Annotated in this window: 11 protein-coding genes, 1 pseudogene and 1 CRISPR repeat array; of the genes and pseudogenes, 3 read left to right on the plus strand and 9 right to left on the minus strand. The window is 69.5% G+C overall.

The window, feature by feature from the left end; translation table 11 throughout:
- The 5 genes from VN520_RS18790 to VN520_RS18810 all read right to left on the minus strand — a co-directional run.
- Positions 1–761: methyltransferase domain-containing protein (locus VN520_RS18790; RefSeq protein WP_325748077.1), on the minus strand; the 761-nt coding region annotated here is incomplete at its 3' end.
- Positions 762–851: 90 nt separating this feature from the next.
- Positions 852–1,997 carry a lanthionine synthetase C family protein gene (locus VN520_RS18795; RefSeq protein ID WP_325748078.1) on the minus strand — a complete coding sequence of 382 codons (1,146 nt, stop codon included), beginning with the start codon at positions 1,995–1,997 and terminating at the stop codon, positions 852–854.
- Positions 1,998–2,008: 11 nt separating this feature from the next.
- A complete protein-coding gene (locus VN520_RS18800) occupies positions 2,009–4,906 on the minus strand; it encodes a lantibiotic dehydratase (RefSeq protein ID WP_325748079.1) in 2,898 nt (965 codons plus the stop codon).
- A 187-nt stretch (positions 4,907–5,093) separates the two neighbouring features.
- Complete coding sequence (fxlA, locus tag VN520_RS18805; RefSeq protein ID WP_325748080.1) at positions 5,094–5,276, minus strand: FxLD family lanthipeptide; 183 nt, start codon at positions 5,274–5,276, stop codon at positions 5,094–5,096.
- A 1,047-nt stretch (positions 5,277–6,323) separates the two neighbouring features.
- Positions 6,324–6,827, minus strand: coding sequence for an ATP-binding protein (locus VN520_RS18810; RefSeq protein WP_325748081.1), 504 nt, complete (start codon positions 6,825–6,827; stop codon positions 6,324–6,326).
- 220 nt (positions 6,828–7,047) lie between these two features.
- On the opposite strand from VN520_RS18810, the gene VN520_RS18815 reads away from it, so the two are divergent.
- Positions 7,048–8,388 (plus strand): hypothetical protein, encoded by a 1,341-nt coding sequence (locus VN520_RS18815; RefSeq protein ID WP_325748082.1) that lies wholly within the window; start codon positions 7,048–7,050, stop codon positions 8,386–8,388.
- A 282-nt stretch (positions 8,389–8,670) separates the two neighbouring features.
- On the plus strand, positions 8,671–8,850 hold the full coding sequence (locus tag VN520_RS18820) for a hypothetical protein (RefSeq protein ID WP_325748087.1): 180 nt from the start codon (positions 8,671–8,673) through the stop codon (positions 8,848–8,850).
- Here the strand turns inward: VN520_RS18820 and VN520_RS18825 are convergent.
- A complete protein-coding gene (locus tag VN520_RS18825) occupies positions 8,828–9,079 on the minus strand; it encodes a transposase (RefSeq protein ID WP_325748083.1) in 252 nt (83 codons plus the stop codon). The two genes, VN520_RS18820 and VN520_RS18825, sit on opposite strands and share 23 nt — an antisense overlap.
- A 156-nt stretch (positions 9,080–9,235) precedes the next feature.
- A CRISPR array of direct repeats spans positions 9,236–10,485; the repeat unit is 29 nt; unit sequence GTGCTCCCCGCGCCTGCGGGGATGGTCCC.
- 153 nt (positions 10,486–10,638) lie between these two features.
- Between VN520_RS18825 and VN520_RS18830 the strand changes: the two genes are divergently transcribed.
- The gene (locus VN520_RS18830; RefSeq protein WP_325748084.1) at positions 10,639–10,989 is read left to right on the plus strand and encodes a helix-turn-helix transcriptional regulator; all 351 of its coding nucleotides are present in this window, start codon (positions 10,639–10,641) and stop codon (positions 10,987–10,989) included.
- A 55-nt stretch (positions 10,990–11,044) separates the two neighbouring features.
- On the opposite strand, the gene msrA is transcribed toward VN520_RS18830, so the two are convergent.
- From msrA to VN520_RS18845, 3 genes and pseudogenes are all read right to left on the minus strand, one after another.
- Positions 11,045–11,749, minus strand: a complete 705-nt coding sequence (gene msrA, locus VN520_RS18835) for a peptide-methionine (S)-S-oxide reductase MsrA (RefSeq protein WP_325748085.1) — start codon at positions 11,747–11,749, stop codon at positions 11,045–11,047.
- 129 nt (positions 11,750–11,878) lie between these two features.
- On the minus strand, positions 11,879–12,037 hold the full coding sequence (locus VN520_RS18840; protein WP_325748086.1) for a hypothetical protein: 159 nt from the start codon (positions 12,035–12,037) through the stop codon (positions 11,879–11,881).
- A 41-nt stretch (positions 12,038–12,078) separates the two neighbouring features.
- A pseudogene (locus VN520_RS18845) lies at positions 12,079–12,780 on the minus strand (hypothetical protein); the annotation flags it as partial.

The raw sequence follows: 12,780 nt of genomic DNA on the forward strand, positions 1-12,780 counted from the left end.
GACGGGTCGATCGCTTGGTCGTCGTCCCAGAACAGGCGGATCAGGTGCTCGTCATCGACGTAGCCGGTGTGTTCGCCGTCCTGGCCGATCATGGGCAGGAAGCCGCACATCTTCACGGAGTCGGACATGAGCCGTTCCGGCTGTCGGGCGAATGCGACGCTGCGGGTCAGTCCTCGCCACCGCAGAGGCAGGACAAGCCTGCCGCCAGGCGTGAGCTGGTTCTGCATGGCGGGGGAGGGGTCCCAGACCCCGACCGTTGCGATGATGCGGTCGAACGGGGCGAGTTCCTCCGCGCCCAGCGCTCCGTCCCGAGTGATGACCTCGACGTCGCGGAACCCGGTCGCGTCGAGCGTCTTGCGGGCGTACGCGGTGACTTCGCTGTCGATGTCCCCGGTGACGACGAGCCCGGAGGACCCGACCAGGCGCCGCATATACGCGGCATTCACGCCCGTGCCCGAGCCGATCTCGAACACGCGATGGCCGGCTTCGAGCTGGAGCTGGACGAGCATGAAGAAGACCACGTCGGGCTTCGACGCGCAGCTGAACGGCAGCGCGTCCTCGGCTGGATTGTCCTTGATGGACACGGACTGATTCGCGTACGCGGTCTTGACGCTGACAGCCGGGAGGAACTCGTGTCGTGGCACCGTCCGCATGGCCTCCTCGACCCGCGGGTCGTAGAGCCCGGCGACCCGTTCCTCCACGATCTCGTCGAGCAGCCGGTTGCGCAGAACCTCGGTCGAGGAGTGGGCGGTGGTGTTCAAGGGGCGTTCCTTCCACGACGTGCCCGGCGGTGACGAGGGGCACGAGCCTAGTGGTGCGATGTCGGTGTGCTGGGGGTTGTCGGGGGCGGGTCACCCGTCCAGGAGCAGGCAGGCGTCCCAGCGCTGTACCGAGGCGGTGTTGACCGAGTCGAGTTGCGTGAGATGGACGCCGTCCATGCCTTCCATCAGGCCTGGGGGAGGTGAGCCCGTCTGCTCGAGGTAGTCGTACATCTGGTCGTGCAGTCTGGGCAGGCGCGAGCTCAGGGTGCTGTCGGGGCCTGCGTCTGCGGCTGCTCGTTGCACGGTGCGTACGAGGCCGGCCCAGCCGTGGCAGAGCGAGGCATCGGTGAGTTGGGCGAGCTGTTGTTCATCGATGGCACAGGCGGCGAGCGCCGCCTCGGCGTGGTGCTGCAGCGGGGCATCGCCGAGGGCCAGCGCGGCGAGCTGCCGGGCGCGGGCGATGCCTGGGGTTCCGTAGCACCAGGAGGGGCGGCCGGGGCGGTGCCCCCGACGGGGCATACGGGTATCCCACTCGCCTCGGGAGAGCGTCTCGGGCCACCAGGGGCGTTCTCCGCTGCCGAGGCACCACTGATCGAACGTGGTGCAGATGGAGCGGATCGCTTCGGACTGCCCGGTAACCGTAATTCCCCGACGCATGCAGATCGACATGAAGGCGAGCGGCCCGCAGATGCCGTGCGCCATGCCGAGATTGCCGTGGCCGCCCGGCCACCGAGGGCTGGGCCGGAGCTCGGGACCGTCACCGGTCCACCAGCCTGGCAGGAGGTCATGACCGGCCGCGACCGGTTCCGTCAGCCGTACCAGGTAGCAGAGGGTCTCGAGCAGTAGCGTCTCGTGGTTGCCGCGGGTGAGGAGGTGGACGCCCAGCCCGGTCAGGCCGCTGATGAGGTCGTATTCGCGCAGCTGCGGCAGTTCTCCGCGGTCGATTCGTCTGTGGGCAGCCTGCAGCCGGAGACGCGTCATGGTGGTGATGTGGTGGTCGAGCGTCAGGAGAGCGGAGGCGTACGACGGTCGGTCTGCGAGATGGAGGGCGTAGGCAACGGCGGGTGCTCCCTCGAAGAGGCCGCACGCGTCGGGGTCGGCGTTCACCGGATGCCGGACCATGGCAGTCACCCATGCGTGGACGGTCTCCCATTCCCTTCGGCCCGACTGTGCGTCGACGATGTGACGAAGGGTGACTCCGGGCACACCGGAGTAGAGGGATTGTTCCTGCTGCATCGACGCCGCGGTCATCGATGGGCCTGCCGAGCGCGGGCCGCCTGCCGTGCCACGCGGCGGCAGATCAGTTCTCCTGGCCGGTCGAGGCCGAGCATCCGGTTGTGATGCATGTGGAACAGCGACTCCAGAATCGCGTCGAGGCTCATATTGTCGGAGAGCTGACTGCGATAGCGGGTCAGGGCTGTGGTTCTGTCCTGCCAGGCGTCGGTCACCTCGGCGTTCCAGCCGGGCAGGTCGAGAGGCGTCCGAAACCGGGCGAGGCGTACGGCCTGCTCGGAGACGGCGCGCTCTGCGGTCGCAGGGGTGACGGGCCGGTCGGCGAGCCACTCCGTCCCCGCCTCATGGCCGAGGAAGCTGCGCGCGATGTCCACCATGCCTACCGCGACGAGCGCCGTCGGGTGCAGGAGGGGAGCGTGGACATGGCGCAGGGTGACGGCGACGGCACGGGAATCGGCCGCGAACACGGCCTCCGCCGCAGCCAGCGTCTCGCCTTGCCCGTACCGGCCGATTTCGGGGCTGTACGTCTCCAGGACGAGTCGGCCCGCGAGGGACCGGTTACGGAGCTGTGTGGCCCATTGCCCTACTGCTGCGGCGAACGTCGCGTACTGGTCGGCGCTCGGGACACCGAGGCGCAGCCGTAGGTGATGACCTTCGTGTGGGCCCCGGTAGCGCAGGAACCACCACTCCGTCCTGTCGGGCAGGGCAGCGAGAAGTCGGGGGAGATGCTCTGTGATGATTTCGTTCATCTGCTCGGGGTGGGTGTGGATCTTCGCGTGCAGCCATGGAGCATCCGGTGAGCCGGGCATGTGGCCCAGCGAGCTGTTGCGCAGCGTGGGCAGCCGACCGGGCAGGAGCGAAGGGGCTGGTGTGCCGGTAGCGACGAGAGGTACGGCGACCTCGTGGGCATGCCCGCCGATCCAGCCGAAGGCGCCGACGGGGGCGGCTTCGGTCAGGATCGCTTCGTCGCTGCGGTCGAGATGGGCGCGCAGGATCGCCGCGTGCAGAGGCTCGCTCAGGGTCAGGCGCAGCGTGCGGTCGTCGTCCCGCAGCTCCACTGCCTCGGGGCAGTGCCAGCGCTGCCGCCACCGGGCAAGGGCCTCTGTCTCGGCGGTAGGCAGATCGGCGCTCGTGAGGCGCCACCGAGCGGGGGACAGGATGGCGCGCCGGTAGCGGACCCTTGGCAGGTAGGAGAGCTGGAAGGCTTCGGGGCCCCAGTCGAACCCGGTCCATGCAGCTGTGAAGGCGCGGGGCAGGTGGGCGAGGAAGCGGGCCAGGGGCGGCGGTTGCTTCTCGAGTGCCATGGCGTGGAAGACCTGGGGCTCGATGATGCGGCGGCGGGAGATGCTCACCAGGTGCAGACAGTTGTGTGTCGCAGTGATGGCGAGATCGTCCAGAGGGATCGTGGTCACCTCCTCCTCCGGCCTGCGGTGCTCGCCCAGTGAGATGACGTGCGGCAGGTAGGCGGGGATGCGGCAGACGTTCTCCGTGTGGGGGTACAGCGGTGGGAACGACAGTTGGGCGGGCAGGGCCCCCGCGACGCCCGGAGGGATGGCCCGGTAGGTCTCCTGCAGCCCGGATCCGCCGGCGGTCGGGGTGAAGCGGGAAGTAAGCGTGCCCGCGGAGCGCGCAGGCGTGACGGTGAGGGTGAAGCCGCCCCGGCCCAGAGCCGCGACGTCCTCGGCGTGGATCCGGGCGCACATCTCCACGTGCGGCGGGCCGGCCATCGGCCCGTCCCCGGTGATCGCGTCGATCACCTCGTCGGTGAGGACGATTTCGCGACTGCCGTCGGCCACGGCCTGCCAGGCGAGCGCGAGCAGCCGTCGGTCTCGTGCGGAGGCCGGCGTCGCAGGAGCGGACATCATGCTGCCTGGGTACTCGGCAGGGAATCCGAGTCCGGCCGCCGGATCCAGGACCTCGCTCAACGGGACGAGTGTGCCCGTGCCGTACCGCTCCCAGAACGCGGTCTGGAAGTCGTGCCAGATCGCGTGACCGGTGGGCCGACGGGTCAGACGCAACAAGGCACCGGCCGCAGCCTCCATTTCACGCACCACGCTGAGCGGGACCTGTACGGTCGCGTCGAGCAGCAGATCAACAGCGAGTGGTGCTCGGCCGGCATCCGACAGGGTGCGCAGCTCCCGGACCAACGTCTCCCGCATCCGCGTCTGCCCTGTACCGGGGGCACGGTTGTGGTGGTGCAGAGCGGCCGCCACGTCCTCGAGGCCGTGCAGGATCGGAGCTGCGGCTTCGATCGCGTGGGCCTCGACCCCTTGCAGGCACTCGATGAGATGGCCGAGCGGGTCGGTCACCGTGAGCGGAGCTCGCAGACTCGTCACTAGGAATCCCTGCCGGACGAGATCAGTCAGCATGCTGCGGATCTGCGCCGGGTCGGCTCCGGGAAAGGCCTCCGAAAGGCCCTCGAGTGCGGCGCTGAACCGGATCGGCGTAGACGCGCAGGACTCGAGTACTCGCACCGCGCTCGTGTACTTGACGCTGGCGCCGTGGGGGCCGCCGTGCGGAACCTGGAGGCGACCGCCCCGCCGGGCGGCGAGGTTGTTCAGTACGACGTCGAGACGATCGAGCAGCTCCGCGCAGTTCTCCAGGCGTTCGATGATGCTGCTGAGCCACTGCGTGTCGATGCGGGCAACGGCCCGGTGGCTGCTTCCCCAGCGCACCTCGGCCGTTGGCCCGAGTGCGGCCGGGGCGACGCCGGCGAAAAGACCGAAGGGGGTGGGCCGACCGGCAGCGCGCAGGAGGTAGCGTGCCGTCGACAGCGCTGCCCGTCGTACCTTCTTGCTGGTGGCCGTCCGGCCGTCACACATGGTGTCGATGCTGAGCCCGAGTTCGCGGTTCGCCTGCCGGATCGGTCCGACGAGATCCTGGCTGGACCAGACGTGGTCCAGCCACTTCATGCACTCGTCGCTGTCCGCCGGGTCGGGCCACCAGTCAGGTAACCGACTTCGCGGCGCGGCCGCGGCCCGTAGCAGAGCCGTGCCCGTGTGCTCGTACAGAGACTTGCTGCTCATGCGCGATGTCTCCTTCGCTGTGCAGACCGAGGCGGAGGGCCGGGACGCCCCGGCCCTCCTGGGAAGCGGTGTGTCAGACCGCGCTTGCGCAGGACGAAGCGCAGGACGCGGCACAGCCGTCACCGGTGCCGCATGCAGCCGGCATGCCGAGGCCACCGAGGTCCGTGGTCACGGTCAGGTCCAGTGCGAACGGGTCTTCGGCGGCGTCGGCCATGGTCTTCGGCAGGACGGTCTGCTCGGGCATGACGGCAGTCATGAATGCTCCTTTGTCGATCGATGGACGTGCTCTTGTGTGCCTCGCAGTGGGGCTGAGGTGACCCGCAACGAGGGGTTGTTTCCGTGCGCGTCGGCGTCTCAGGGGTGGAACCGCCGGTGAGCACGGAGTCAGGGGGGAGCTCGGTAATGCAGTGCTGGGCAGCTTTGGCCAGCGGGCTGTGGTCTGCCCGGGAAGTTCTGCCAAGTCCCGCATCGCCTGGCTCACGGTAAGGACGCGGAATCTGGCCATACGGCGAACGAGCTGCGAGGCAAGGAGAACGGGGAAGTTCGGGTGCCCGTAGAGGAGAGGCTCCTTGGGCTGTGCCACAACCTCGGCTCTGCCGTCGACCAGGTCGTATATCGCGCACAGAACTTCGTACACGGGTGTGCTCGTGACCAGGAACACGACGGAGTCTTCCCGGAGGTGCGGGAAGAGAGCCGCGGCGGTTGCGACATGCCTTGTGTACACAGAGGGCTGGTTGGTGAGAAGCGGCGCCTCGTGGCTCCGGTAGTCCGCGGAACCGGCGAAGAAGATGCTCCCCGGAGGGGCACCGCCGAGGCAGCGCAGATCTGGCAGCGCATGCGCTCCATCGTTGCCCACTGCCGGAAGGGGAGCGTGAGCTTCCACTCCGGTTCCCCCGTGGGCTGCTGCCGCTGGACATACAAGTTGAACGACACCCGAGCCCACAGAACCTGCCGAAGGTCGCGGTCGAGATGAGCCTCCTTGCCCGCGTGGAACAGGCGGTAGCGCCCGCGGCCGCGACTGCCTCTCGTCGGCAGCAGGACCAGGCTGTCCGACGTTGTCCGTCCTCCCGCTCGTTGCGTGACGTAGGAAACGATTGCTGGCGTAGGGGCGGGGCGCACAGGGCGATTCATCACTTTTGTCTGTATCTCGGTGAGGTGTCCCCGGTGCGGACTCATGCCGCGTCCGCATTCATGACCTGCCTGGTCGTCGGCAGTCGCTCGAGGAGTTCGTCTGTCTCCCCGTTCAGGACAGGGCGTGATGGCAGCAGGGAGCGGGGGTTCGGGTCTACCTGAGCGTCTGCCCTCATGGCTGCTCCTGCGACACGGTCAGGCGGCACCAGGTGCATGTGCCGTCGTCGGCGACGCCCCACGATTCCGCGACGGCGTCGACCAGAGCCAGGCCGCGGCCACTCTCCTCGTCAGGGCCGGCGGTGCCGAGGACGGGCCTGTCGGGCGAGCCGTCTGTCACCTCGATGACGAGGTACGAGGAGGCCTGGTACAGCCGTACGCCTACGAGGGGTCCTCGGCCGTATCTCATGGCATTGGTGACCAATTCGCTCATGCACAGCTCGACAGGCTCGCGCAGGATGTCCAGCCCCCACCTACGGAGTTGTTCCCGGCCCATTCGGCGGACGCGTGCCGGCCAGAGCCTGTCCTTCTCGGACATCTCGCCGGTGCTGCCGGGGCCCGGGGGAGAGGAGCGGGGGATGCAGAGGTCCATGCCTCGGTTGCCGCTCCCGAGCCGTCGGACAGGAGATGTGTTGTTGAGGCACTGCTGCGCTGTGGCCGCACTGCTGGTCGCGGTCATACCCAGTCCTTCCGCAGGTCATAAGGCGGCGTCGCATGCGCTTCGTCGTCCGGTCACCCGGTTTGTCCCGTACGGGGCCGACGGGACGAACCGAACCGTCAAGCCCATCCGAGAACTTCCATCGAACGGCCGGTAATCACTCAACTCCCCGACGCGCCAGTGGGTAAGGGAGCACAGTGGAGACACGGTTGAACTGGTTGAACGCACCAGGGGGTCATCGATGGCACGTCGCCCGCGAACACCGAATGCAGCTCTTGCCGCCCTGATGCGGTCAGGAGGAATCGGAAACGCGCAGCTTGCACGTCGGGTGAACGCCGCGGGCCGTGAGCTCGGCGTCCGTCTGCACTACGACAAGACCAGCGTGTCGCACTGGCTCGCCGGATCCGTGCCGAAGCCCGAAGCGCGCCCTGCCCTGATCGAAGCGCTCTCGCGGCTGCTGGGGCGGCCCGTAACGTGCGCGGAGATCGGCTGGCAGAGCGAGGAGGAACCGGTCGCGAAGCACGACATGGTGGCAGGGGTGATCGACCTGAGCAGGGCAGACATGGACCCCACGCGCAGGGGGGTGCTGAAGACCGGGATGTACGCCGCGGTCCTGGCCGTGCCGCGGTACGAGGACCTGACTGAGCGTCTGGAGGCGGCGTCGGCCGGGCGGACGGTGCACGTGGGCCGGTCCGACGTGGAGACCGTCCGCACCATGACCGACAAGGTCGCCGACATTTTGGACCAGGTGGGGGCCGGGCACGCCCGCCCGATGGCGGCGGCCTTCCTCGTCAACACAGCAGGGCCCTACCTTCGCGCCAGCGGTACGGACGAGGTCACCCGTGCCATGCGGGCCGCGGTCGCCGACTTCGTATACCTCACGGGGTGGATGGCCATGTACGAGGACCAGCAGGGCCTGGGGCAGAAGTACTACCTCCGCGCTCTCGACCTCGCCGGCGCCGCGGAGGACCATCTCACCTACTGCCGCACCCTGCGCGGAATGAGCCTGCAGGCAACGCACCTGGGCCACGGCAGGAAGGGCCTGGAACTGGCCGAGGCCGCCGCCGAGGCAGCCCCCTCCGCCGGCCCGCGCCTGGTGGCTTTCCTGCGCGGCCAACAGGCCGCCGCCGCGGCGATGACCGACGCCCGCCACACCGCCCTGGGCTGGCTCAAAGAAGCGGAGAACGCACTGTCACGCGCCGACGACCGGCGCGATGCCGTCGGCGGATACGACCAGGCCGCCTACTTCTTCCACGAAGCTCACGTGCGCTGGCATCTGGGCGACCACGAAGCCTCAATCGCATCCCTGCACCGGTCAAACGCTGCTCGGTCCCCACTGGAGCGGCAAGGACGCCTGCACTGCACAGGAGTGATCGCCGAACGGCAGTTCCGTATGCGCCATATCGAAGCCGCCTGCCAGACCTGGGGAACCTTCCTCGACGAGCACAAGACCATCTCATCCGCCCGCGGAGACAAACACGTGAAGACCATGCTCAAGGCCCTTCCCGCCTACCGTCGCGTCCCAGGAGTCCAGGAGCTGGAAGAACGCGCCCGCCAGGTCGCCGCCCTCAAGGCGGCGTAGAGGACCACTGCCCCACTGCGCGAAGGTGTTGGGCATCGGACTTGGGCGCTGGTGACCCCTTCGGGAATGCTCCATCAGCGGGGCGGGGCGGGGCCCCGACCTGGCGATTGCGCGGCTGACACGCGGGAGCCTCGATGTGCAGCCCAGGCCCTGACGCGAAGCGGCCATCTGCACAACTGCATTTCTGGAAACGTGAGTTGCAACGAAAATCGGGGGTTCGTGCGGGGAGACTGACCTTCCTCTCGTAGCGTGGAGCCGTAGCTGTAGGGGAAGTCGGGGGTCATGGCGGAGAAGCGATGGAAGTTCGATGCGGAGTTCCGTGAGAAAGCTGTGCGGACCGTGACCGAGACGGGTCGGCCGATCGAGCTGTCGGAGGCGGTTGAATTCTGGTTCTGGATCGCTTCAGTGCCGGAGCCACGGAGGAGCACCAAAGCCGCGATCATGAATGGTCTCGCGTGGTGAGTAGGGCCCGTTTGTGGAGCAGGTCGAAATTGGCGAGGCCGAACATCTGCCGCTTCAACATCTTGATCTTGCTGTTCTCGCCCTCGACGGCACCGGAGTTGTAGCGGAGGCTGAGCCAGGCGATGACGGTGTCGAGGGCCTTTTCAGGCCCGTGACGAAGATGTGCAGGGCGGGTGGGCCGTCGGCCTGGGCCCGGGTGATCTACTGATCGAGGTGCTTGCCCTGCCATTGAGCAGGGTCTGAAGAAGGGCTGGAGCGACGCGGCGAAGTGTCGTCGCTTCGGGTGAAGGCAAGGGAAGAGATGGCCTCTTCAGGCGTTATGTCTGCTTCGATGAAACTACTTCAAAACAGCAGTCAGGCTTAGCAACAGTGCAGGTCACAAAGAGTGCTCCCCGCGCCCGCGGGGATGGTCCGTACGAGGGGACCACACTCGGCCGCCAGGAGCTGTGCTCCCCGCGCCCGCGGGGATGGTCCCTACCGGTGGGACCACCGGCCCGACGGTGAGGCGTGCTCCCCGCGCCCGCGGGGATGGTCCCGAGTAACGAACCGCAGCGGCCCTGTGGGGATGGTGCTCCCCGCGCCCGCGGGGATGGTCCCGGTGACCGTGTCACCGTCCGTGCTGGTATCAGGTGCTCCCCGCGCCCGCGGGGATGGTCCCGGCATCACCATGCCCGTGCTCATCGGTTCGGAGTGCTCCCCGCGCCCGCGGGGATGGTCCCCGGGACAGCGTCGAGAACACCGACGTCACCTGGTGCTCCCCGCGCCTGCGGGGATGGTCCCCCGCAACGCAACACCAAGATCATGGTGAAGACGTGCTCCCCGCGCCTGCGGGGATGGTCCCGGTCATACGTCATCGGTAAGTCCCTCCCGGCGGTGCTCCCCGCGCCTGCGGGGATGGTCCCGTGGACAACGGACGGAGGATCGTGGCCAGACGGTGCTCCCCGCGCCTGCGGGGATGGTCCCGGGGAGGGGTGCCGTATGGCACAGCACCACCGGTGCTCCCCGCGCCTGCGGGGATGGTCCCTCTCCTGTGTGAGTGCACATGAGGGTCCACCCGTGCTCCCCGCGCCTGCGGGGATGGTCCCCCGGCCGCCATGTCCTCGGCCTCGATCGCCGGGTGCTCCCCGCGCCTGCGGGGATGGTCCCGCGAAGACCATCGACAAGGTCGCGGCAGAGGGGTGCTCCCCGCGCCTGCGGGGATGGTCCCTGCCCCCCGGCTCCGGAGGGGTGCACTACTCCGTGCTCCCCGCGCCTGCGGGGATGGTCCCGGGTGAGCCGCCCCATGCGGACGGCACGTCGGGTGCTCCCCGCGCCTGCGGGGATGGTCCCGCGAGGGACGCCGAGTTCGAGGACCTGTCGTGGTGCTCCCCGCGCCTGCGGGGATGGTCCCTCGTGAGGCTCTCGGCGTCAGCGCGCTTCAACGTGCTCCCCGCGCCCGCGGGGATGGTCCCAGGCAGGACCGCCCCACCCGCCCAGTGTCCACGTGCTCCCCGCGCCCGCGGGGATGGTCCCCCGGACCCGGCGATGCCGTTGCCCGAGGCGATGTGCTCCCCGCGCCCGCGGGGGTGGTCCCCTCACTCCGCCTAGCGGTAGGGCGCCGGTTGCCGTGCTCCCCGCGCCCGCGGGGATAGTCCCGGCCATGACACTCGATCGGCTGGTGGTTCCGCCCCGGACCCGCCGCACGGCACGCGAGTTCGGGTGCGGGGCCCGGCTCTGCCGACAGCAGATCCGCCCGGCGCGGAAGGTTTTCCCCTCCCGCGCCGGGCGGACCGCTCCTAGGCTGGGGCGATGAGCAGCCACGCGCCGAACCGCGCCCGCGTCATCCCCTTGCGTCCCGCCCCCGCCCCCAAGGAGCCGCTCTGGCGGGACCTCGTCGGCGACGTCCTGCGCCGCGAGCGCATCGCCCAGCAGCGGACGCTCAAGGACGTGGCCGAGGCCGCCCGGATCTCCATGCCGTACCTCTCCGAAGTCGAGCGAGGACGCAAGGAGGCCTCGTCCGAGGTGCTCGCCGCAGCGGCGCGCTCACTCGGACTCCGACTGGCCGATGTGCTGTCCCTCGCCCAGCAGGAGCTGGCGGACCGAGGCCGGGCCGGTACACCGGTCCGTGCCCCGATGGGCGAGGTGCGTCTGGCCGCCTGAGCCCCTCACCCGCCGCCCGAGCCGGCCCGGTCCGGTCACTCCGCGATACCCCGGCTCACGCCTCGGGCGCCGGGGCGATGCCCGTCGGGCAGGCGCGGCCCCAGTTCGTCTCCGAGGGGGACTCCAGCGTGGCCCCCGTACCGCCGATGCCGCAGTAACCGTCGGGGTTCTTGTCGAGGTACTGCTGGTGGTACGCCTCCGCCGGCCAGAAGGTGCGGCCCTCCGCCGGGAGGATCTCCGTGGTGATCGTGCCGAAGCCGGCGCCCGTCAGCACCTGCTGGTAGGCCTCGCGGGACGCCTCCGCGGCCTCCGCCTGCTCCGGGGAGTGGGTGTAGAGCGCCGAGCGGTACTGCGTGCCCACGTCATTGCCCTGGCGGAAGCCCTGGGTCGGGTTGTGGGACTCCCAGAACAGCTTCAGCAGATCCGCGTAGCTCACGGTCTTCGGGTCGAAGACGACGCGGACCGCCTCCGTGTGGCCGGTCAGGCCCGAGCAGGTCTCCTCGTACGACGGGTTCTCCGTGTAACCGCCCTGGTAGCCGACGAGTGTCGTCCAGACGCCCTCCGTCTGCCAGAACTTGCGCTCGGCGCCCCAGAAACAGCCCAGCGCGAAGTCGGCGACCTCCAGACCCTGCGGGTACGGGCCGGTCAGCGGGTTGCCGAGGACCGTGTGGCGGGAGGGCACCGGGAATTCGGGGGTGGGGCGGCCGCGCAGGGCCTCCTCCGGGGTGGGGAGCTGCGGGGTGCGGTGGGTCAGGAACATGCGGGGCTCCTCCGGGGGTCGGGGTTCGGTCCGTACAACGCCGCGGGGGCGCCGGGGATTCCGTGGCCCCAGGCCGCGGGGGCCGGGGCCTTCGTGGTCCCGGTCGCGGAGACCGGGGACTCCGTGGTCTCAGGCCGCGGGGGCCGGGGGGTCGCGGCGCTCGCCGTCCTCACGGACGGTGCCGCCCGGGTGCTCGTAGGAGGCCATGTACGCGGCGGTCTTCCGCCGCGCCCGCACCCAGAACCAGACGGCGAGGGCGATCAGGATCAACGGGATCAGTCGTGCCATGGGTGTGCCGGTCCAATCAGGGGGAGCGGGGTGGTGCCAGGTCAGTGGAGCAGGGTCGCGGGGCTGCCGCCGTTCGCCTCGTAACCGGCGACGGCCAGCGCCCGGTACACCGTGTACTCGGCGGCCGGGTCCGGATTCTGGGTCCAGGGCAGCGCGCCCACGTGGCCGTCGATGTGGACGAGCTGGTGCATCGCCTCCGCCCAGCGCTCCATACGCACCAGGAAGAGGACCAGCAGGTGCCGGACATGGGCGAGCATCGGGTCGTCCGCACGGGCCGAGTGCACCGCGAACATCGCACCCTCGACCGCCTTCGTCACGACGGCTCCGCGGTAGAAGCCCTGCACCAGGTTGACCTCGGGCAGGTGCTCGTACACCGCGAACAGCGGCAGCGCCGCGAGCAGCGAGCCCTGCGGCGCGCGGGCGGCGGCCGCCGTCGCGAAGCGGTCGGCCTCCTCACGGGAGCCGTGCCACTTCTCGCACCAGAAGTGCAGGGCCGCGATGTGCGCGCCCATGTGCGAGGGCGCGCGGTCGATGATCTTCAACCAGAGCCGGTCGAACTCCTCGTGGGAGTACCCCAGCCCGCGGGCGACGGCCAGCTCCACGATGTACGGGACGGGGTCGCCCGGAGCCAGCAGGGCCGCCTCACCGCAGACCGTACGGGCCTCCTCCAGGATGATCCGGAAGTCGTCGGTGCCCACGGTGCCCGTACGCCAGGCCTGCTGCACCAGGAACTCCGCGTGCAC

Origin of the sequence: Streptomyces sp. (genome assembly GCF_035563135.1) — a bacterium.
In the GTDB taxonomy this organism is placed as follows: domain Bacteria; phylum Actinomycetota; class Actinomycetes; order Streptomycetales; family Streptomycetaceae; genus Streptomyces.